Raw genomic sequence first — 22,271 nt, 5'->3', positions numbered from 1 at the left:
TAAGGCGCGAGGTTAATTAGCCAAAGCTAACACCGCCCGCGCAGTCTCTTCTTCCGTCACCAGGCCGTTAATTCGCTGGCCCTGAAGTGCGGCATAAATAGCGTCCGCTTTATCCACGCCGCCTGCAACGCCCACAATCGTTGGGAGATGCGCGAGATCGTCGAGCGTTACGCCAAGCAATTCACGGTGAATTTCCAACCCTTCCACCAGTTCGCCATCCGCTTGCAGGAAATAGCCAAGAATATCGCCCACCGCACCTTTGCGGGCGTACATCAGTTGTTCACCTTCGCTGATATAACCGGAGCGCAGGATCGTGGCGTCGCGCTTTTGATTGATGGCCCCGATGCCGACAACGGCGACATCTGCGGCGGTTGCGGCGAGGATCACATCCCGCACGCTTGCTTCCATGCGTAAAATTTCTGCCACCTGCGGGGATGAAACCCGCAGCGGGGCGGGGATCATGCTGACGCTACATGCCGCGTCCAATTGGCCGATACCCGTCATATACGGCCCGACGCCGCCGGAAAGCGTCACCAGGCGGATCTGCTGCGAGCCGATAAACCCGCTCAAATGCTGGAGGCAATTCATGGTTGCCTCACCAAATCCAACCGCTAACAATTGCCCCGGCTCCAGAATTCCCATCAGCGATTGCGCCGCGCCAATGCCTAATCGCGTGTTCATCGGCGGGGTATTATGCGCGGGAAGTACACGCGCAATTTTGAGGCCGAAACGCTGCTGCAACTGGGTTTCCAGAGCCAGGCATCCTTCAAAGCGCGAGTTAATCTGTACGCGAATCACCCCAGATTGACGCCCTTTCTCCAGCAGGCGTGAAATCTTTAAACGTGGCAGCCCAAGTCGCTCGCCAATGTCATTCTGCGTCAGGCCGTCGTGGTAGTAAGACCAGGCCACACGTGCCAATAACTCTTCTTCGGCCATTGGGAGTGCTGCTAGTTTCCCTTCTTCTGCTGCTCGTTTATCGCTCATAAGTGAACTCTTATTAAAATTTAGATCATATGTTCGAAGGTGCGGGATAAGAAAGTGTGAAGCGCACGGCAAAAAGATCATTTTCAGATGCAAATGTTTTAGCTGATCTATTTAAAAATTTTGTGATCGCCGCCCTGTTGTAAAAATTACCCGACGTCTACGCTTTTGAACATTATTAATTCAATTTCTCTTTTGTTCAATTGTGGAGTGACGATGACCAACACCACCGCAATGCTTGAAGCCCGCCAGATAAGCAAACAGTTTTCTGGTGTGAGCGTGCTCAAAGGTATTGATTTTGCTCTGTATGCAGGGCAGGTCCACGCATTGCTGGGCGGTAATGGGGCAGGGAAATCGACACTGATGAAGATTTTTGCCGGTGTGGAAACCCCCGATAGCGGTGAACTGAAGGTACAAGGCAAAGCATTTGGGCGGCTCAAACCAGGGCAGGCGCATGAATTAGGCATTTACCTTGTGCCGCAAGAACCGATGTTGTTCCCGAATCTGACGGTGCGCGAGAACATCCTTTTTCGCCTGCCGCGGCAAAACGATATGGAAAAGCGCCTGCAAGAGAAAATGCAGCAGCTTGAATGTCAGATCCCACTTAGCGCAACAGCCAGCACGCTGGAAGTTGCCGATCAACAGATGGTCGAGATCCTGCGCGGTTTAATGCGCGAGGCGAAGATCCTGATCCTGGACGAACCTACCGCATCACTGACACCGGGCGAAACTGAGCGGCTATTTCGCCAGATCCGCGCCTTGCAAAGTCTCGGAGTGGGTATTGTATTTATTTCCCACAAATTGCCGGAAATCCGCCAGCTTGCCAGCCATATCTCAGTGATGCGTGACGGTGCCGTAGTGTTACAAGGTGAAACTGCGCAGCTACTTGATGAGCAACTGATCAATGCCATGACACCGAACGATCGCCAACATGCGTTAAGCGATACGCAAAAATTGTGGCTGGCATTGCCGGGAAATCGTCGCACCGAACCGCAGGATTTTCCGGTACTGCGCGTAGAGGAGCTGACCGGTGAAGGATTTATCGATCTCAGTTTTGAATTGTACGCAGGTGAGATCGTAGGCCTGGCCGGGCTGGTGGGATCTGGTCGCACTGAGCTTGCCGAAACGCTCTACGGTTTACGGCCCGTTCGCGGTGGGCGCATTTATTTAGAAAACCGTGAAATTAGCCGCGATCGCACCAAAGCACGCCTTGATCTTGGGCTTATTTATCTGCCAGAAGATCGCCAGGTTTCCGGTTTATTCCTTGATGCGCCGATCCGCTGGAACACCGTGGTGCTTAACGAGCCGGGCCTGTGGCCTCAAAGCAGACGGGAGTCCGCGGTAGTGGAACGCTACCACCGGGCGCTGGGAATCAAACTCAACGATGCCGGGCAGATGGTACGCACGCTCTCCGGTGGTAATCAGCAAAAAGTCCTGCTGGCTCGCTGCCTTGAAGCCAATCCGTTGTTGCTCATCATTGATGAGCCAACGCGCGGTGTGGATGTGGCGGCGCGAGCGGATATCTATCAGCTGATCAAAAGTGTGGCTGCTCAAAACGTGGCAGTACTGATGATCTCATCCGATCTTGATGAGTTCAGCGGGCTTGCGGATCGCGTGCTGGTGATGCACCAGGGTGCCATGAATGGTGAGTTACGTAAGCCAGCAATCACTGTGGATCGCATGATGAGTATGGCGTTTGGCGGAGGTAAAGCATGAAAACATTGCTGCGCAACCGTGAACTCAGCGCGCTGCTGGCGATAGTTGCTCTATTTTGCGTGTTGGTCGCACTCAATCACAGCTACTTCAGCTTGCAAACGCTAAGCATGATATTCACCAGCGCTCAGATCCTGATCCTATTGGCGGTAGGTGCTTCGATGGTGATGCTGACCCGCAATATCGACGTTTCCGTAGGATCGACTGTAGGACTGTGTGCAATTGCTGTCGGCGTGGCGCTTAACAGCGGCTATAGCTTGCCGGTGTCGATGCTTTTTGCCTTGTTGATTGGCGCGGTGGCAGGTTTCTTTAACGGGATTTTAGTGGTCTGGCTACGCATTCCCGCAATTGTAGCGACCCTTGGTACGCTCGGGCTTTATCGCGGCGGTATGTTGTTATGGACAGGTGGAAAATGGATTGAAGGACTACCACCTAATCTGAAATCGCTCTCCGAACCGGTCGCTTTGGGGATTTCCCCGCTTGGTTTTATGGTTCTTGCTTTAGTGGCTATCGCTGCCTGGGTATTTGCACGAACCGCTTTCGGGCGTGATTTCTACGCGGTGGGCGACAACCTGGCCGCTGCACGTCAGCTCGGTGTGGCGGTGAACCGCACCCGTCTTATGGCCTTCACTTTCAATGGCATGTTGGCGGCAATCGCCGGGATTATCTTTGCTTCGCAAATTGGCTTTGTACCCAACCAGACCGGAAGCGGGCTGGAGATGAAAGCTATCGCAGCTTGTGTGTTGGGCGGTATTTCTCTGCTTGGCGGTACGGGAACCATCATTGGCGCATTTCTCGGCGCATTTTTCCTGACGCAAATTGACACCGTCCTGGTGCTCTTCAAACTCCCTGCCTGGTGGAATGACTTTATTGCAGGTCTGGTTTTACTCGGTGTGCTGGTGCTGGATGGGCGGTTACGCCAGGCGCTGGCGCGGCATCAACGGGCACAAAAATACAGCCGTTTTGTACCGCCATTACCAGGTGCGAAAAATGTACGGCCTTTTCCCCGTAAGAAAAAGGATGTGGCGTAGATGAAGCTAAAACTCAATTGGGAAGTGGCGCTGCTTCTTATTCTGGTGGCAGAAATCTTGCTGTTCGGCGCCATCAACCCCCGCATGTTAGACATCAATATGCTGCTGTTTAGCACCAGCGATTTTATCTGCATCGGGATAGTGGCGCTGCCGCTGACGCTTGTGATCATCAGCGGTGGCATTGATATTTCGCTGGGGTCAACGATTGGCCTGTGTGCTATTGCGCTGGGTGTGATGTTGCAGGCGGGTTTGCCAATATCGGTGGCCGTAATGTTGACTCTGGCAGTCGGCTTGCTGTGTGGATTGTTTAATGCGGCATTGATTCACTACACCGGCATCAGCCCGCTGGTTATCACACTCGGCACGCTTTATCTGTTCGGTGGCGCGGCGTTGTTGCTTTCCGGTATGGCGGGTGCGACAGGTTATGAAGGTATTGGTGGCTTCCCGGATGCGTTTACCAACTTCGCTAATCTGACGCTTTTCGGCCTCCCCATTCCGCTGGTGATGTTCGCAGTTATTACGCTGATTTTCTGGCTACTGACCCACCGTGCTCGCTTTGGTCGCCATATTTTTCTGATTGGGCAAAACCCACGTGCCGCGCGTTATGCGGCACTGCCGGTAAACGGCTCGCTGTATGGCGTTTACGGCATGGTGGGACTGGCATCTGCCATTGCGGCGATTGTGCTGGTTTCGTATTTCGGCTCGGCGCGTTCTGATTTAGGACGCGATTTGTTAATGCCTGCTTTAACGGCGGCGGTGCTGGGTGGCGCGAATATTTATGGCGGCTCCGGTTCGATTTTGGGAACAGCACTGGCGGCTCTGTTGGTGGGGTATTTGCAACAAGGTTTACAGATGGCTGGCGTGCCTAATCAGGTATCGAGTGCGTTGTCCGGTGCGCTGTTGATTGTGGTGGTCATTGGTCGTTCGGTGAGTTTGCACCGCGAATATCTACAAGCGGCGTGGCGTCGTTTGCGCGGTAACAGAAAACTAACGGGAGTGTGATTATGAAGCAGACAACAAAATGCGTCCTGCAACTCAGTGCATGGGCATTAGCCTTTGGTGTGGTGAGTGCGCAAGCCGCCGACAGGATTGCCTTTATTCCAAAATTGGTAGGCGTGGGCTTCTTTACCAGTGGCGGCAATGGCGCGATGCAGGCGGGCAAAGATCTCGGTGTTCCGGTGACTTACGACGGGCCAACTGAACCAAGCGTCTCCGGCCAGGTGCAGCTTATCAACAACTTCGTCAATCAGGGTTACAACGCGATTATTGTCTCAGCTGTTTCGCCAGATGGGCTCTGCCCGGCGCTTAAACGTGCCATGCAACGTGGTGTGAAAGTACTGACATGGGATTCTGATACTAAACCCGAATGCCGCAGTATTTACATCAATCAGGGAACGCCGCAACAGCTTGGTGGCATGTTGGTGGATATGGCCGCAAAACAGGTGACTAAACCTGCCGCCAAAGTGGCGTTCTTCTACTCAAGCCCTACCGTGACGGATCAAAACCAGTGGGTAAAAGAGGCGAAAGCGAAGATTGCCAAAGATCATCCGCAATGGGAGATCGTCACCACGCAATTTGGTTATAACGATGCCACTAAATCCCTGCAAACCGCTGAAGGGATCTTAAAAGCCTATCCGGATCTGGATGCGATCATTGCACCCGATGCTAACGCTTTACCAGCTGCCGCACAGGCTGCTGAAAACCTGAAACGCACCAATGTTGCGATTGTCGGTTTCAGCACGCCAAACGTCATGCGCCCGTATGTTGAACGCGGAACGGTAAAAGCCTTTGGCCTGTGGGACGTTGTGCAGCAGGGTGAAATTGCGGTTAACGTCGCAAATACCATGCTGAAAAAGGGCGATCTTAATGTTGGTGACACTGTTGATGTAGCGAAAATTGGCAGCCTGAAAGTCGAGCCTAATAGCGTACAGGGCTACCAGTATGAAGCGAAAGGTAACGGTATTGTGCTGCTGCCAGAACGCGTGGTGTTCACCAAAGACAATATCGGTAAATACGATTTCTGAGGGGGAATAAATGGCAGATCTTGACGATATCAGAGAAGGCAAAGATTACGGTATTGGCCGCCCTCAGGAGAACAAAGCGTTTTATCTGAAGGGTAGCGGAGCACTGGATTGGGGGATGCAGTCGCGGCTGGCCCGTATTTTCAACCCTGACACCGGGCGTACCGTTATGCTGGCATTTGACCACGGTTATTTCCAGGGGCCTACCACCGGTCTTGAACGTATTGATTTATCTATCGCCCCGCTATTTCCGGAAACCGATGTGCTGATGTGTACACGCGGAATACTGCGCAGCGTTGTGCCGCCCGCCACCAATAAACCTGTGGTGTTGCGTGCTTCCGGCGGCAACTCCATTCTCAGCGAACTTTCGCGGGAAAGTGTGGCGGTGACGATGGAAGATGCGTTGCGCCTCAATGCCTGCGCGGTGGCAGCCCAGATTTATATTGGCAGCGAATACGAACATCAGTCGATCAACAACATCATCAAGCTGGTAGATGAAGGTACACGCTATGGCATTCCAACTCTCGCTGTAACCGGTGTGGGTAAGGAGATGGCACGCGATGCTCGCTATTTCTCGCTCGCCAGCCGAATCGCTGCAGAAATTGGCGCGCAGTTTGTGAAAACTTATTTTGTCGAAGAGGGTTTCGAGAAGGTTGCTGCCAGTTGCCCGGTGCCCATTGTTATCGCCGGAGGCAAGAAACTGCCTGAACAAGAGGCACTGGAGATGTGTTTCCGGGCCATCGATCAGGGCGCATCCGGCGTGGATATGGGGCGCAATATTTTCCAGTCAGATGCGCCCCTTGCCATGCTAAAAGCGGTGAAAAAGGTGGTTCATGAGAATGCCACTGCTCGTGAGGCGTATCAGTTCTGGCTCGATGAGAAGCATCAGGGAGATAAGGCATGAACGTGACGCTGGTAGAGATTAATATCAAACCGGAGCGGGTCAACGAATTTATGGACGTGTTCCGCGCCAACCATGAAGGCTCAATCAAAGAGCCGGGTAATCTGCGTTTTGATGTGCTGCAGGACCCGGATGTTGCCACGCGGTTCTATATTTATGAGGCCTACCAGGACGATGAAGCTGTGCTGGCGCATAAGCAAACACCGCATTATCTGACCTGCGTTGAGAGGCTCGATGAGATGATGTCGGAACCGCGTAAGAAGAGGAGTTTTGTGGGGTTGTTGCCGGCGTAGTATTTATCATTTGAACCCTCTTCATATTGGAGAGGATTCAGTTCATAGACAGTGCAACTTAAATAATGTGTTGCTTTAGTGTTTCTAGCATTCCGTCTGCACTGTATTTGCGGGCTACTGCAGGTTCCACATTTATAGGCTGAGTATGCAAAAACTCCTTGAGTTCTTGCGAGTTATTTCCACTATAAAAGAAGTTACGTGAAGAATGATAAAATTCTTGGTTTTTGATTTCAGGATTATTGGTGATGAGTTTTTTATTAAACACCAACGCTTCTATTGCTCTGAGTGTTAGCCCTTTTTGGTCTGGCTTGTTTATTTCAAGAACAAACTTTGAAGTGCTTAGTTTGTTAATGTTTTCCAGGTAATCTATTTTTTTATTTATACAGTTCGATGGGTAGTTGGCATTGTTATTATACTTGTCCATTAAATAAAAATCAGTTGTGCAATTGCACTCTGCCAGGATAGGTGTGATTTGATTGATAAGATTTGCTCTTTCAATCTGATAGCCCCCCACATAGAAGCAGCTATTTTTAATGTGATGATTTTTATCGTTTATCGATTTAATTTGTTGCCAAGTAAAAGGCAGGAATTGTTTAATATAAGTTAGACCGTAATTTCTACTGTCTTCTGGGTCAAAGCTAAAAATCACATCAAAAATAGGCCTCACTGTTTCAATGTAGTCTTGGTTTTCTGCAAGTTGCCCCAGCTTTCTGCGTTTATTCGTTAATGCTTCTACCGAGTCGCGCAAAATCAATATTTTTTTACATTGCATGGTTTTCACATAATCCAGGAAAGGAAATACGCTGTATCCATTGCAGACGATAACATCATTTTTTTGGGGTTTTGACAGCCTGATAGCACAGTGTATTTTCTTGTGCATGCGTTTTAAATATTGACCTGGAAGCAGATTGTTCACAGTTTTGAAACGTCTCATGATGCGGTTTATTTGGAATACCGGATGGTTTTCCGCCAAAGAATTAAGCATCATTTTTTCAAAATCATTAACCCATTCTAGAAAGAAAAAACGCATAGAATCAAAGCCATTAGAGAAAATAAAATATTATTTTACAGTCATTACCAAGGAATTTAAAGAAGGGCATAAAGAGTAAATTTATGCCCTTCTTTATCATTCTGTCACTCTTGTTCCGCTGTAAAAACTTCTGTTTGTGAAATTTGCAAACTATTAAGAGCCTTCCTCGCACAGCCCAACACATGTTCACACTGCTCAATTGTGATAGTCAGCGGTGGCTCAACACGAATGGTTTTCGAATTGTTGAGCGTCCCGGCGACCAGCACCTGCTGGCGGAACATCTCACTGGCAAAGTTATAGCCAATCTCGTTGTCGCTAAACTCGATGGCAATCAACAAACCTTGCCCGCGGGCATCAACCACCAGTTCCGGGAACTCGCGTTTCAGGGCCTGGAAGCCATCCACTAAAAGCTGTCCTTTTTGCGCGGCCTGAGCGGGAAGATTTTGCTCAAGCAGCACGTGGATTGTGGCGAGCGCTGCTGCACATGCCAGCGGGTTGCCACCAAAGGTGGTGGTGTGCAGGAAAGGATTATCAAACAGCACAGAAAATACTTCTTCTGTCGCAACGGTGGCACCAATCGGCATTACACCGCCGCCGAGTGCTTTGGCGAGGCATAAAATATCAGGCTGCACGTTCTCGTGTTCACAGGCGAACATTTTTCCCGTACGTCCCATACCGGTTTGCACTTCATCAAAAATAAGCAGTGCGCCAAACTCATCACAAAGCTTACGAACGGCTGGCAAATACCCTGCTGGTGGAATAATTACGCCGCCTTCACCCTGAATAGGTTCCAGGATTACAGCTGCGACATCATCACCGGTTTTACGGCATTCACTCAGCATTGTGCGTAACGCGTCTATATTGCCGAATGGAACATGCCTGAAGCCTGGAAGTAACGGCATAAACGGCTTACGAAATGCCGATTTTGCTGTTGCTGACAACGCCCCGAGAGATTTGCCATGAAACGCGCCTGAGGCTGCGATAAAGGTAAACTTCCCACGTGGAGATTGGTAGGCTTTGGCGAGTTTAATCGCTGCTTCAACCGATTCTGTACCACTGTTGCTAAAGAAGCTGTATTTCAGTTTGCCCGGAGTGAGGGTCGCAAGCGTTTTGGCGAGCATCGCCCGTAGAGGGTCGAGCAGCTCCTGACTGTGCAGGGGTTGTTTTTCGAGCTGATGCTGTACGGCGGATACCACTGTTGGATTACGGTGCCCCACGTTAAAAATGCCGAACCCACCCAGACAATCCAAATATTCCTTACCCTGGGTGTCGACAAGCGTATTTAAACTGTTCGCTTGCCACTCTACGGCTCCGTAATCCCCGCCGGCGGTCACTGATTTGCGATACTCAAGAAAACCCGGATTCACATGCTGTTGGAAGTTTTCGATAACCTCGCGGTTTAACGCCTTCATCTCTTCATGACTAAGGGACTTCTTTTCGATGATGTTGAGAGCGTGCGCTGTGCAGGCAAGAGCCGAAGCGCTAGTAGGTAACCTGTTCAAAATGTGCTCCTGGGAATGACGTATCACGCGATACACAAAATAAGTATTGCAGGGAATACGCCACTTCGCTTCCCCTAAGCAAAATCAGGATAAACGATCTGGGGGAATGCAAACTGCGTAATAATTAGTCACACAGAGAGACATTTTGCGGCTAAATATGCTGGAGCGAAGCGGATTTTCTGTGAGATGTCTGGTTTTATTGCACCATAACCATGCGTCGTGCTACTTAACGGGGCAAAGCAGCACGATTTGATATGCCATGGTGAAATAATTTATGGCCTATGCCGCGTCCATTCGGTGCTCCCCTCGCACCAGGGCTGCACGGTTGAACTCGCGTTCGATAACACCACCCGCCATATAAGCAGCCCTGTCTGACATATGCGCAATCACATCGGCATCATGGCTAACGAGCAGATAGGTCATGCCAAACTGCTGTTTAAGGCGATTCAGCAAGTTGAGAATCTCTGCCTGTACCGACATATCGAGTGCTGAAGTCGGTTCATCAAGCAGCAGGATTTTAGGGCGCAGCAACAGCGCGCGAGCAATGGCGACACGCTGACGCTGCCCGCCAGAAAGCTGGTGCGGATAACGCTTCATGGCATCTGTTGGCAGCCCTACCTGAAGCAGTGCTTTTTCTACGCGCGCAGCAATTTGTACTTCACCATGAATGTTTAACGGCTCGGCCAGAGTGCGGTAAATCGTGTGATTGGGATGCAAAGAGGCATAAGGGTCCTGGAACACCATTTGCACATTACGGCGCAAATCACCCTGAAAACGCACGCCGGGTTTGATTGCCCCATCCAGCAGTTTTACTCCACCTTTCCACTCGCGTTGTAAACCCGCGAGGACGCGCAAAATAGTAGATTTCCCACACCCCGACGCGCCAATTAAACTGAATGTTTCCCCTGGATTGACTGAGAAACTGGCGTCGCGAACGGCGGTTTTGGTCTGGCCTTTCGCGCTAAACTGCACGCACAAATTACTGACCTCAACGATCGCCATGTGGTTCTCCTTGCAGATTCTGGCTGCGGTCTAAAGTCGGGAGCATCATGCCGTAAGTGGCGGCGTGAGGGCGGCATGTCCAGAGCGTACGGGTGTAAGGATGTGTTGCTGCGGCAAGCTGACTGGCAGCCATCTCATCCACTTTTTGTCCCTGATACATCACCAGTACACGTTGGCAGTGTTGGGCAACAAGTGGCAGATCGTGGCTTATCAGCAACATTGCCATCTGGCGTTGTTCACACTGTTCAACCAGAAGTTCCAGAATCTGGTTGCGCAGGCGAGCATCCAGTGCAGAAGTAGGCTCGTCGGCAATCAACACTTTTGGATTGTTGACCAGTGCGATGGCGATCATCACACGTTGACCCATGCCGCCAGAGAGTTCTGCCGGGTAACGCGACAGCACATTTTCCGCTAATCCAACGGCGCCGATCACTTCATGGATCCGCTCACGGCGCTGTGAGCCAGATAAATTTTGATGCAAGCGCAGTGCTTCATCAATTTGCTGTGCAACGCTTTTCACCGGGTTGAGTGCGTAGCGTGGATCTTGTAAAACCATCGCGATTTCATTGCCGCGAAGGCGCTGCCAGTCACGGTTATGCATACTGAGCAGATCGTTATCCAACACGTTGAGCTCAGTTGCGCTTACCTTGCCCGGCTTACGCACCAGACCCATTAATGCTCTGGCGGTCATAGATTTACCCGATCCCGATTCGCCTACCAGCGCCAGCCGTTCGTTACCGAGCGTGAATGAGAGATTATTCACGACCCGAGCTCCCGGGTAATCAATGTTTAATCCACTGACTTCAATACGTTTCTCAGTCATGGCCTGGCTCCAGCACGTCGCGTAATCCATCACCCAGTAAGTTAAACGCCAGGCTGCAAATCAAAATGGCGGTCCCGGGAATGGCTGCAATCCACCACTGATCGAAAATAACCTGCATACCGTTAGCGATCATCGCCCCCCATTCTGCCATGGGCGGTCTGGCGCCAAGGCCTAAGAAACCCAACCCGGCTGCGGCTAAAATAATCCCTGCTAAGTCGAGCGCCAGGCGCACAATCGCCGAAGGTAAACACAGAGGCAAAATATGGCCTGCTAAAAGGCGCGTTCCACGAATTCCCATCATTTCTGCGGCGGCGAGGTAGTCGCTATGGCGCAGGCGCTGAATTTCGCTACGAGCCTGACGTGCATACGCAGGCCAGGTAGTCAGCGCCAGTGCTAGTGCGCCGTTGACAAGCCCTGGGCCAAGCATTGCGACAAAAGCAAAGGCCAGAATCAGGCGTGGCATCGACATAACTACGTCGGTAAAACGCATTAATACCCGTTCTAACCAACCCCCGTAATAGCCTGAAAGAATGCCGATCAGCAGTCCGGTGGGGAGGGTTATCACTGTGACCAGTAACACCAGACCAAGCGCCGGGCGCGAGCCATAAATCAGACGTGAGAGTAAATCGCGACCATAGCTGTCCGTTCCCAACCAGTGTTGAGCATTGGGTGCTTGCAGACGTGCTGCGGCATCTTGCCAGTTAGGATCGAACGGTGCGATGAGTGGGGCAAAAACGGCCACCAGCACCAGAAACGTAATAATCACCAGGTCACAAAGTGCCGCAGGCGAACGTAATGTGCGGCGTAAAAAGAGATAAGACGGCATTAGCGCACCCTCGGATCGGTGACACGCACCAGCACGTCAGTCAGATTGTTGATAATGACAAACGACACGCCAATCAACAGCGTGCCACCCATAATCGCTGTGGTGTCCCCAGCAAATAGAGCGGTGGTGAGATAGCGCCCAATACCGGGCCAGGAGAAGACTGTTTCAGTCAGCACCGCACCTTCCAGCATGCCGGTATAGGCCAGCGCGATCACGGTGAACAGCGTTCCGCGAATATTGGGCAGCACGTGGCGCACCAGAATCGCCATCTCCCCGGCGCCTTTGGCGCGCGCAAGCGTGATGTACTCTTTGTTCATTTCGCTCAGACAAGCGGTACGTGTGAGGCGGGTAATACTTGCCAGCGAATAGTAAGCCAGCAGCAACACGGGTAATGTGAGGTGATTGATAGCATTCATAAAGGCATCATGATCGCCGGATAACCAGGTATCGACCAACACAAAGCCAGTTTTGGCTTCCACGCTGTACTGATAAATATCGTCCAGACGCCCGGGCCCGGCACTCCATTGAAGCCGCGCATAGAAAAACGCCAGCATCAGTAGACCCAACCAGAAGATAGGGACTGAATTGCCGAGCAGTGTGAATGTGCGCACCGCTAAATCCCAAGGTGAGCCGGCAAATCGAGCACAAAGCACACCAAAAATAACGCCCATAACGCTGCCAATAACCAGTGCGAGGGTCGCAAGTTCAAGCGTTGCCGGGAAAGCAGAAAGTAAATCCTGTAAAACGGGTTGCCCAGTGGCGCTTGCAGTACCCAGATCCCCATGAGCAAGGCTTGTCAGGTAATGCCAGAACTGAACGGGAAGGGGCTGGTCCAGACCAAGCTGGTGGCGCACCTGATCGTAGGTAGCCTGGCTTGCATGATCGCCAACGATTTGTAGTACGCGATCCACTGGGGAAAGTGCCGACAGGGCAAAAGTGATAAGCAGTAAGCCGATAATCGTTAGTGCCAGGGTAAACAGCCCCTGAAGCAGCGTCAACAATGAGCGACTTAAGCGGCTCGATGCAGAATGGGTGGAGATGTCTGACATGTGGAACTCTTCTTAAACATATTTCGCGGATTGTCTCCTTCCCCCTCAGAGGAAGGAGACAAAGCAGTTATTTGCTCACTCGATCGTAATACACCATATCCGCATTCAAACCTTGCTGATAGCCCTTCACATTCTCACGTACCACGATCTGGGTTTTGCCCTGATCAACAAATACGTACGGCGAATTGTGCTGAACTTCTTCCTGTATTTTTTTATACAGTTCAAGACGTTTAGCCGGGTCAGCTTCCGCAACTGCGGCCAAAGTTTGCTTGCTCAACTCCGGGATTTGCCAGCCGTTTAAACCTGCAACGGTACTTGCTTTGCCATCGTTATACGCAAAGGCGCTGGCGTTGGAGTGGGCGTCAAAGTAATCCGGGATCCACAGGCGAATCGCGGCCTGATGCTGCTTGGCACGAACGCGAGCGTAAACCTGGCTGCCCGCAGCAGGCAGAAGATCGATCTTCACGCCACCCTGCGCGAAGCTCGCCTGCATAGACTGAGCAATGGTGATAAACGGTGGTTTGTTTTCCACATCCAGCGTGAAATGCGCATCTTTGATACCTGCTTTCGCGAGGATTTCTTTAGCTTTAGCCGGGTCAAATTTGAATGGATTGTTATCCAGCGCCCCTGCAAAACCAACCGGCAGGAAGCTCTGGTGGATAAAATATTGGCCTTTCAACAGGTCTTTGGTGATGCCTTGATAATCCACCAGATAACGAGACGCTTCCCACAGGGCAGGGTTTTTCAACAGTGGATTTGCATCATTACCCGCGTTGAACACCATATAGTTCTGCTCAGCAGAAGGGATGCTCAGCACCTTCACGCCAGGTTTGCCTTCCAGCGCGCTGGTTTGATCTGCACCTAAATCACGGGCGATATCTGCATCGCCTTGCTGAATCAGCAAGCGACGAGCCGCCGGATCTGGCACGTTCTTAATAATGATGTTTTTAACTTTAGGCGCATCGCCCGGTGATGTTGGGTTGGCGTCTAACACAATCGCCTGATGCGGCTGGTAAACGCGCATCTTGAACGGGCCGCTGCCAGCCGAGTGCATTTTCAGCCATTCATTACCGAAATCACCAGCTTTGGCGTTCGGAGAAACGGCTTTTTCATCGACGATAGAAGCAATCGGCGTGGAGAGAATGTTCAGTGCTACCGCTGGGCTAACATCCGCCGTCCAGTGTAATTCCAGCGTGTGATCGTCGATTTTCTTCAACTGGCTGGCGATGTTATCTGGCTGCCAGCCAAGCACGTTAAGAATAAACGCCGGGGATTTATTGAGCGTAACTGCACGGGTATAAGAGAAGATAACGTCTTCCGGGCGCAGCGGGTTGCCTGACGAGAATTTGGCATCCGGGCGCAGCTTGATGGTCAGTTTTTTATTCGCTGCATCGCCCTGCCAGCTTTCAGCCAGCACCGCGACCACTTTCGCCGGGTCTTCACGGTCGGCCTGCACCAGGCGCTGATAAAGACTTGGCACCGTTTGAATGCTCGACAGCTCATTAGCTTCCGCAGGATCAAGACTGACGATATCGTCCAGGCCCTGGGCAACAATTAAAGTATTTGGTGGTGTAGCGGCAAAGCTGCTTGCGGAGATCGCAGCTAATAGCAATAACGGCAGTGCTTTTCTTTGCATATGGCACCCTGCTTAAAAAGAGAAGAATTCTTTATGAGTTGTTATTCGCGGACTGGATTACGTTAGGTGAGTTATGAGTATTCGCAAAGTCCAAAAAATACTTTGCTTATAAATTTTAGACATAACCAATTCCTTCCTGGAATGAGGGTTAAAGCCCGAAATAAAAACGCCGGGCATTGGCCCGGCGTTTTTGATGCTGCTAAAAATTACTCGTTAATACGCGGGTGCTGATCCACCAGGTTGGTACGTTTCGCCTGTAATTCTTCAATCTCACGGTCGATATCTTCGATTTTTTGCTCGATGTTATCGTGGTGCTCCTGAACAATTTCACGCGCTTCGGCAATATCAGAAGCCGCAGGTGTGGCCCCCTTCAACGGCTTATTCGCTGTCTCTTTCATCGTCAGACCCGTCACCAGGCCGATAACCGCAACTACCATCAGATAATAGGCGGGCATCATCAGGTTTTCGGTCGTTTCGACTAGCCACGCAGCAAGCGTTGGCGTAATACCGGCTACCAGTACTGAGATATTAAAGGCACTTGCCAGCGCACTATAACGAATATGCGTTGGGAACATGGCGGGCAGCGTGGATGCCATAACCCCGGTGAAGGAGTTAAGAATCACCGCCAGAATCAGCAGCCCGGCGAATATCAGCCCCAGTACATTACTGTTAATCAGAATAAAGGCAGGGATCGCCAGCAACAGCAGCGCAATACTACCGAACACGATAAACGGACGGCGGCCATAGCGGTCACTCAACAGACCAATTACCGGTTGCACAAACAGCATCCCGATCATAATGGCGATAATGATCAGTACGCCATGTTCTTCGGAATAATGCAGGTTGTGTGAGAGATAACTTGGCATATACGTGAGCAACATGTAGTAGGTCACGTTAGTAGAAATAACGATCCCGATACAGGTCAACAGACTGCGCCAGTGTTTAGTCGCAATCTCTTTAAAGGAGACTTTTGGCCCGTCGGTCAGGCCTTCTTTATCGCCTTGCTCCAGTTTTTCAATGTGCTGCTGGAACGCCGGTGTTTCTTCAAGTGCATGACGCAGATACAGGCCGATAATCCCCAGTGGCAATGCCAGGAAGAACGGCAAACGCCAGCCCCATTCAAGGAAGTTATCTTCACCGACAATCGCGGTAATCAGCACCACGACACCCGCGCCACAGACAAAACCGGCGATGGAACCGAAGTCCAGCCAACTCCCCATAAAGCCGCGTTTACGGTCTGGCGAGTATTCGGCAACAAATATCGAAGCACCGGTGTATTCACCACCCACTGAGAACCCTTGCGCCATTTTCGCAAGTAACAACAGGATTGGCGCCCAGATACCAATAGTCGCGTACGACGGGATCAGGCCAATACAGAAGGTACTCAATGACATAATGATAATGGTGATGGACAGGATCTTCTGGCGTCCGTACTTATCGCCCAGCATGCCGAAGAACAGGCCACCCAACGGGCGAATCAGGAAGGGAACAGAGAAGGTACCCAGTGCGGCAATCATCTGCACACTAGGGCTGGCATCCGGGAAGAAAACCTTACCGAGGGCGTAAGCAACAAAGCCGTATACGCCGAAATCAAACCATTCCATCGCATTGCCAAGCGATGCGGCAGTAATTGCCTTTTTAAGGCGACTATCGTCGATGATGGTGACGTCACTGACCTTAATAGGTCTGACTTTCTTTTTCCTTTTTAACATTATTATCCTCTTTTTCCTTGCGGGGGCGAAACGACCCCGTACTAAGTGTAGTGTGCCGATTGCAAATTGAAGGTCAAAACTCCAGCACTTAGCGTCACTATGACATTTTCATTAATAACTTCATGAAATTAATGGGAAATGTGCTCCCCATCCAAAATCATTATAAAAAATATGGCTTAGTTAAAAAAGTGTGATCGCCGTCAAGTTTAACCGCTAAAGTAAAATTTTGCAGCGCCGAAATAACAACACAACTAAAAATATTAACAATCGGATAACCTGCCAAGGGAGTTGCTATGACTGCGCGCACGGCTGCTACACAGCATGAATACCTGCTTGATGACGACACGACATTGATGTCTACGACCGATCTAAAAAGCACAATCACTCATGCGAACGATGCATTTGTGAAGGTGAGTGGTTACCAGCTTCATGAGCTCACAGGACAACCCCACAACCTGGTGCGCCATCCCGATATGCCAAAAGCCGCCTTTGCTGATATGTGGTTCACCCTGCAACAGGGAGAGCCGTGGACGGGGATCGTCAAAAATCAGCGTAAAAATGGTGACCACTACTGGGTGCGGGCTAATGTCGTTCCGGTGGTGCGTCACGGCAAAACTACCGGCTATATGTCGATTCGTACCAAAGCGATGCCGGAGGAAATCGCAGCCGCTGAACCGCTGTATAAAGCACTCAAAGAAGGGCGCTGCAAACGTCGCCTGTTTAAAGGCCTGGTTTTGCGTAAAGGCTGGCTGGGGAAATTACCCGCGTTACGGCTGAGGGGCCGTATTCGTATGATCATGAGCTGCGTGTTTGTGTTGATGATGGCTGCTTCAGTAACGCTTGGGCAAGGTGTGCCGTATCTGGTAATCAGTGCGTTAGCGAGCCTGCTGGCCTGTGCGTTGCTGGAGTGGCAAATTGCACGTCCGCTGGAAAATGTCGCCCGTCAGGCGCTCGAAGTGGCGACTGGAAACCAGCAGCGAGTGCAGCATCTTGCACGAACGGATGAAATAGGTATGACGCTGCGTGCCATTGGCCAGCTAGGTTTGATGTGCCGCTGGCTAATCCATGATGTCAGCCATCAGGTTGAGAACGTGCGCAGCGGCAGCGAAACGCTGGCTCAGGGCAATGTGGAGCTTAATGAGCGCACGCGCCAGTCGGTGGTCAACGTGCAGCAAACCGTCACCACAATGGGCCAGATGGCGGTATCGGTGCAGAACAATTCAGAAACCGCCGCAGCCGCCGATAAGCTTTCAAGTTCTGCGAGTGAGGCCGCAGCCCACGGTGGCAAGGCGATGGAAACCGTTGTGACTACCATGGATGATATTGCCGACAGTACGCAGCGTATCGGCTCCATTACCAGCCTTATCAATGATATTGCCTTCCAGACAAATATTCTGGCGCTTAACGCGGCGGTAGAAGCGGCACGTGCTGGAGAGCAGGGTAAAGGGTTCGCGGTGGTTGCAGGAGAAGTGCGGAATCTGGCGCAGCGCAGTGCAACGGCGGCGAATGATATTCGCAAGCTGATTGATGCCAGCGCCAGCAAAGTGCAGTCCGGCACGATTCAGGTTCACGAAGCGGGGCGCACGATGAATGATATTGTTGAGCAGGTACGCAACGTCACTCAACTACTTGGGCAAATCAGCCACGCCACCTCGGAACAGGCAGAAGGCTTATCTGATTTAACGCGTGCGGTGGCTGAACTTGACGCTATCACGCAAAAAAATGCGGCGTTAGTTGAGGAAAGCGCGGAAGTGTCGGCGATGGTGAAGCACAGGGCGACGCGTCTCGAAGATGCGGTGACGGTGTTGCACTAACAATAAAATCCCAGAACCGCACGTTTTAACCCCTGCAACGGTTTTTTTTAGCTAGGCTGGGACAGATTGACCGTTTATTCACGACCCAAATCTATGGAGAGAATTATGACGCAGTCGTCTCAAACTAACCGCCGTTTTGTACTGGCGAAGCGCCCGCAGGGCATGCCGACCGATCAAGACATCATTCTTGAAGAAGCGCCTGTTCCACAGCCTGCCGCAGGCCAGCTACTGCTGCGAACCCTCTATTTATCCCTCGACCCGTATATGCGCGGGCGCATGGATGATGCCCAATCCTATACGCCTGGGCTTGCAATTGGTGAAGTGATTGGTGCGGGTACCGTTTGCCGCGTTGAGAAATCCGAACATGCGGATTACAAAGCCGGTGACCTTGTTCTGGCCTATACCGGCTGGCAGGATTACGCGCTGTCCAACGGCGAAGGTTTGCAGAAACTCGACGCCGATATGGATCATCCTTCATATGCACTCGGTTTGCTTGGTATGCCTGGTTTCACCGGATATATGGGATTGACCGATATTGGTAATCCGCAAGTTGGAGAAACTGTGGTTGTTGCGGCGGCCAGCGGTGCGGTGGGGTCAGTCGTTGGGCAAGTGGCAAAACTGCTGGGTGCGAAAGTCGTAGGTATCGCGGGCGGTCCTGATAAATGCCGCTACGTGACAGAAACGTTGAAATTTGATGCCTGTATTGACCACAAAGCGCCAGATTTTGCCGAACAGCTGAAAAAGGCCTGTAACAGTGGCATTGATGTCTATTTTGAAAACGTTGGCGGGGCGGTATTTGACGCGGTATTGCCGCTACTTAATACCAAAGCGCGAATTCCTGTGTGCGGCGTAATCAGCCAGTACAACGGCATGAACAGCGCATTTGAACAGGACCGGTTGCCGCTGCTGATGGGCACCATCCTCAAAAAACGCCTGCGCGTGCAAGGCTTTATTATTTCACAGGATTACAGCGACAGTTACCCGGAATTCTTTAAGCAGATGAGCCAGTGGCTGGCGGAAGGGAAAATCCAGTTCCGTGAAGATATTGTTGATGGGCTGGAAAACAGCGTTGAAGCATTCCGTGGTTTGCTGGTCGGCAAGAACTTCGGCAAATTAATAGTGAAAGTCGTGAGTTGATTTTTGTTGAAACGGCGCGAATGCACCGTTTCATTAACCTTTATATGGCCCGTCAATCACTGAATTTCTCGCTAACAAATCTGACGTGAACACATTCTCTTTCGACAAATACCCACCATCCAGCATCGATATTAAGCGGTTGATCACCTCGCTTATCATATCGCTGACCGGATCTTTAATACTGGTTAAAGCGGGTGAGAGATAAGGTGCAGTAGGTATATTATCGAAACCGATAATGGATATTTCACCAGGAACAGAAATACCCATATCGTTTAATTTTTTTATTGCGCCAACCGCCATTTCATCATTACTGGCGAGGATTGCGCTGATCTTGTTTTTGCGCGAAAGCAACGTTTCAACCGCCGCAACACCGCTGGCTGGCGTCCATTTCCCTTGGGCGATAAGTGCCTCGTTTACGCCAATATCATATTGATTTAAAGCTTCTTTATAGCCTGATAAACGCTCGATGGCGGTAGGGGAGTCCATTGAGCCGGTAATAAAGGCAATATCGCGATGCCCGCGTTCAATCAGATATTTTGTTGCCAGGAAACTGGAGCCTTTATGGTCACAAAAAACGCAGTGGCTTTGGTGTTTTCTTAACTTTCGGTTCACCACCATAATCGGTTTTTTATGCTGCTCAATAATCAAATCCATTTCATCAATGGTTAAAAAACGTGGGTAAATAATTACCGCATCGCAGCGTAAATCGAGTAGAAACTGAATAGCTTCTCTTTCTTCCTGTGCACTGTGTTTACCATCGACCAGAATAAGCTGGCGACCGTTATCTTCTAATTTTTTGGCTGCCTGAGACAGTATTTCGCTGAAATAGCTGCCGTGATAAAGGGTATTAGTTACCACTAAACCAATGCATTCTGATTTATTCGTCGCCAGATTACGCGCCAGTAAATTGGGTCGATACCCCGCCTCCTCAATGGCTTTATAGACCTGCTCTTTCGTGGCTTCGCTGACGTATCCCTTTCCGGAAAGAACACGTGAAACAGTGGCTTTTGAGACACCGGCTTTTTTTGCCACTTCTAGCATTGTCGACATTAGAGCTTCCTGGCTTTTTTGAATGCGCCCATTTTACACATTCCCGCCCGGCAAAATACTGCGCGTGAAGGGTTTCAGACTGACCGTGCACCGGCTTTATATCGATCATGATCACAAAATTAACAATATGTAAAATTAGAATTTGATCTGTTTGTTTTCTGTGGTCAATCTAATGTGGAACCGGTTACCTATTTCTCAGACCCCTACACGTCGGCGCGGTATTACCGGATAAAACATTCATAACTACATGAATTTTAATACGAAAGAGTGGTAGCTCATGGCTAAGAATTATGCGGCAGTATCAAGGTCGATAGTCGACGCAGTTGGCGGTGCGGGTAACGTAAAGGCAGTCACACACTGCATGACACGCTTACGGTTTGTGTTAAATGACGACAGTCGCGTCGATGCCGCACAGCTCAAAACAATTAGCGGTGTACTGGGCGTGGTGCGTAGTGAAAACCAGTGCCAGGTCATTATCGGTAACACGGTTTCTCAGGCTTATGCTGAAGTGTTGAAACTCCTGCCAGAAGGCATGCAGCCAGCCGAACCTGCACAAGGCAAAGGCAAAATAACCCTCAAACGCATTGGTGCCGGGATTCTGGATGCGTTGATTGGCACCATGTCACCACTGATTCCAGCCATTATTGGCGGTTCGATGGTAAAACTACTCGCCATGATTCTGGATATGACTGGGGTCTTTGAAAAAGGCTCTTCAACACTCGTTATCCTCAATGTGATTGGTGATGGCGCATTCTTCTTCCTGCCGGTAATGGTTGCTGCATCGGCGGCAGTAAAATTCAAAACCAATATGTCGCTGGCAATTGCGATAGCAGGCGTTTTGGTTCACCCAAATTTTGTTGACCTGATGGCAAAGGCTGCGCAAGGCCAACACGTTGAATTTATGGGAATGTCAGTCACAGCGGTAAAATATACCTACACCGTTATCCCTGCACTGTGCATGACCTGGATTCTCTCGTATATCGAAAGATGGGTTGATCGCATTACGCCTGCGGTAACGAAAAACTTCCTGAAACCGATGCTGATTGTGCTTATCTCCGCACCGATTGCCATCATGCTAATTGGCCCGCTGGGTATCTGGATTGGTACCGGTATTTCTTCACTGGTTTACACCATTCATAGCTATTTAGGCTGGTTGTCGGTCGCAATTATGGGTGCACTGTGGCCACTGCTGGTGATGACCGGGATGCACCGTGTATTTACGCCGTCTATTATTCAAACCATTGCCGAAACGGGTAAAGAGGGCATGGTTATGCCATCTGAAATCGGTGCCAACCTGTCACTCGGCGGTTCATCTTTGGCCGTAGCATGGAAAACGAAAAACCCAGAATTGCGCCAGACGGCGCTGGCTGCGGCAGCCTCCGCGATTGTGGCGGGGATTTCTGAACCTGCACTTTACGGTGTGGCGGTACGTCTGAAGCGCCCACTGATTGCGGCACTTATCAGTGGTTTTGTTTGCGGTGCGGTTGCCGGAATCGGTGGTCTTGCGAGTCATTCAATGGCCTCTCCTGGCTTATTCACCAGCGTGCAGTTCTTTGATCCCGCAAATCCAATGAGCATCGTTTGGGTATTTGGCGTGATGATTCTGGCTGTAGTGCTCTCCTTCTTCCTGACATTGCTGCTGGGCTTTGAAGATATCCCGGTTGAACAAGAGCAACGTAGCGAGAAAGAACAGGCACAGCCAAACACCGCTATTGCATCTGCAAGCGCTAATTAATTTAGAAGAGGAATC

At 50.7% G+C, this 22,271-nt stretch carries 19 protein-coding genes; 9 read left to right on the top strand and 10 right to left on the bottom strand.

Features of this window, described 5'->3' with window-relative positions:
- Nucleotides 1-12: 12 nt before the first annotated feature.
- Nucleotides 13-984, bottom strand: coding sequence for a transcriptional regulator LsrR (gene lsrR, locus IX31_RS15110; protein ID WP_034459574.1), 972 nt, complete (start codon nt 982-984; stop codon nt 13-15).
- Nucleotides 985-1,197: 213 nt separating this feature from the next.
- Here lsrR and lsrA point away from each other — a divergent pair, with 213 nt between their 5' ends.
- The 6 genes from lsrA to lsrG are packed head-to-tail and all read left to right on the top strand — an operon-like array spanning nt 1,198 to nt 6,940.
- Nucleotides 1,198-2,697 (top strand): autoinducer 2 ABC transporter ATP-binding protein LsrA, encoded by a 1,500-nt coding sequence (lsrA, locus tag IX31_RS15105; RefSeq protein ID WP_051880732.1) that lies wholly within the window; start codon nt 1,198-1,200, stop codon nt 2,695-2,697.
- The gene (lsrC, locus tag IX31_RS15100) at nt 2,694-3,725 is read left to right on the top strand and encodes an autoinducer 2 ABC transporter permease LsrC (protein ID WP_034459571.1); all 1,032 of its coding nucleotides are present in this window, start codon (nt 2,694-2,696) and stop codon (nt 3,723-3,725) included. Before lsrA ends, lsrC begins: the two co-directional genes overlap by 4 nt.
- Nucleotides 3,726-4,727: an autoinducer 2 ABC transporter permease LsrD gene (gene lsrD / locus IX31_RS15095; protein WP_034459568.1), complete on the top strand. Its 1,002-nt coding sequence runs from the start codon at nt 3,726-3,728 to the stop codon at nt 4,725-4,727.
- 2 nt (nt 4,728-4,729) lie between these two features.
- A complete protein-coding gene (lsrB, locus tag IX31_RS15090) occupies nt 4,730-5,749 on the top strand; it encodes an autoinducer 2 ABC transporter substrate-binding protein LsrB (protein ID WP_034459565.1) in 1,020 nt (339 codons plus the stop codon).
- Between the two features lie 10 nt (nt 5,750-5,759).
- Nucleotides 5,760-6,650 (top strand): 3-hydroxy-5-phosphonooxypentane-2,4-dione thiolase, encoded by an 891-nt coding sequence (gene lsrF, locus IX31_RS15085; protein ID WP_034459562.1) that lies wholly within the window; start codon nt 5,760-5,762, stop codon nt 6,648-6,650.
- On the top strand, nt 6,647-6,940 hold the full coding sequence (gene lsrG, locus IX31_RS15080) for a (4S)-4-hydroxy-5-phosphonooxypentane-2,3-dione isomerase (RefSeq protein WP_034459559.1): 294 nt from the start codon (nt 6,647-6,649) through the stop codon (nt 6,938-6,940). The genes lsrF and lsrG overlap by 4 nt, the downstream gene beginning before the upstream one ends.
- Nucleotides 6,941-6,998: 58 nt before the next feature.
- Here the strand turns inward: lsrG and IX31_RS15075 are convergent, their stop codons facing one another.
- The 8 genes from IX31_RS15075 to proP form a co-directional block, all read right to left on the bottom strand.
- Nucleotides 6,999-7,970: a WaaS/CpsH family glycosyltransferase gene (locus tag IX31_RS15075; RefSeq protein ID WP_034459557.1), complete on the bottom strand. Its 972-nt coding sequence runs from the start codon at nt 7,968-7,970 to the stop codon at nt 6,999-7,001.
- A 104-nt stretch (nt 7,971-8,074) separates the two neighbouring features.
- The gene (gene ygjG, locus IX31_RS15070; protein ID WP_198528570.1) at nt 8,075-9,472 is read right to left on the bottom strand and encodes a putrescine aminotransferase; all 1,398 of its coding nucleotides are present in this window, start codon (nt 9,470-9,472) and stop codon (nt 8,075-8,077) included.
- 279 nt (nt 9,473-9,751) lie between these two features.
- A complete protein-coding gene (locus IX31_RS15065) occupies nt 9,752-10,474 on the bottom strand; it encodes an ABC transporter ATP-binding protein (RefSeq protein ID WP_034459555.1) in 723 nt (240 codons plus the stop codon).
- Nucleotides 10,461-11,297 carry an ABC transporter ATP-binding protein gene (locus IX31_RS15060; protein WP_034459553.1) on the bottom strand — a complete coding sequence of 279 codons (837 nt, stop codon included), beginning with the start codon at nt 11,295-11,297 and terminating at the stop codon, nt 10,461-10,463. The genes IX31_RS15065 and IX31_RS15060 overlap by 14 nt, the downstream gene beginning before the upstream one ends.
- Entirely contained in the window at nt 11,290-12,123 is an 834-nt protein-coding gene (locus tag IX31_RS15055; protein ID WP_034459551.1) for an ABC transporter permease, read from the bottom strand. The genes IX31_RS15060 and IX31_RS15055 overlap by 8 nt, the downstream gene beginning before the upstream one ends.
- Entirely contained in the window at nt 12,123-13,172 is a 1,050-nt protein-coding gene (locus IX31_RS15050) for an ABC transporter permease (RefSeq protein WP_034459548.1), read from the bottom strand. Before IX31_RS15050 ends, IX31_RS15055 begins: the two co-directional genes overlap by 1 nt.
- Nucleotides 13,173-13,239: 67 nt before the next feature.
- The gene (locus tag IX31_RS15045; protein WP_034459546.1) at nt 13,240-14,808 is read right to left on the bottom strand and encodes an ABC transporter substrate-binding protein; all 1,569 of its coding nucleotides are present in this window, start codon (nt 14,806-14,808) and stop codon (nt 13,240-13,242) included.
- 206 nt (nt 14,809-15,014) lie between these two features.
- A complete protein-coding gene (gene proP, locus IX31_RS15040; protein WP_034459544.1) occupies nt 15,015-16,520 on the bottom strand; it encodes a glycine betaine/L-proline transporter ProP in 1,506 nt (501 codons plus the stop codon).
- 293 nt (nt 16,521-16,813) lie between these two features.
- Here proP and IX31_RS15035 point away from each other — a divergent pair, with 293 nt between their 5' ends.
- Both IX31_RS15035 and IX31_RS15030 read left to right on the top strand, forming a co-directional pair.
- On the top strand, nt 16,814-18,334 hold the full coding sequence (locus IX31_RS15035) for a methyl-accepting chemotaxis protein (RefSeq protein ID WP_034459543.1): 1,521 nt from the start codon (nt 16,814-16,816) through the stop codon (nt 18,332-18,334).
- A gap of 105 nt (nt 18,335-18,439) precedes the next feature.
- Nucleotides 18,440-19,471: an NADP-dependent oxidoreductase gene (locus IX31_RS15030; protein ID WP_034459539.1), complete on the top strand. Its 1,032-nt coding sequence runs from the start codon at nt 18,440-18,442 to the stop codon at nt 19,469-19,471.
- 33 nt (nt 19,472-19,504) lie between these two features.
- Here the strand turns inward: IX31_RS15030 and IX31_RS15025 are convergent, their stop codons facing one another.
- Complete coding sequence (locus tag IX31_RS15025) at nt 19,505-20,521, bottom strand: LacI family DNA-binding transcriptional regulator (protein ID WP_034459536.1); 1,017 nt, start codon at nt 20,519-20,521, stop codon at nt 19,505-19,507.
- Between the two features lie 277 nt (nt 20,522-20,798).
- Here IX31_RS15025 and ascF point away from each other — a divergent pair, with 277 nt between their 5' ends.
- Complete coding sequence (gene ascF / locus IX31_RS15020; RefSeq protein WP_034459535.1) at nt 20,799-22,256, top strand: PTS cellobiose/arbutin/salicin transporter subunit IIBC; 1,458 nt, start codon at nt 20,799-20,801, stop codon at nt 22,254-22,256.
- The last annotated feature ends 15 nt before the right edge of the window (nt 22,257-22,271 follow it).

Origin of the sequence: Buttiauxella noackiae (assembly GCF_000737905.1) — a bacterium.
Classification (GTDB): Bacteria; Pseudomonadota; Gammaproteobacteria; order Enterobacterales; family Enterobacteriaceae; genus Buttiauxella; species Buttiauxella noackiae.
The sequence above is the reverse complement of the archived record's forward strand: the minus strand, read 5'-3'. Positions and strand labels throughout refer to the sequence as shown.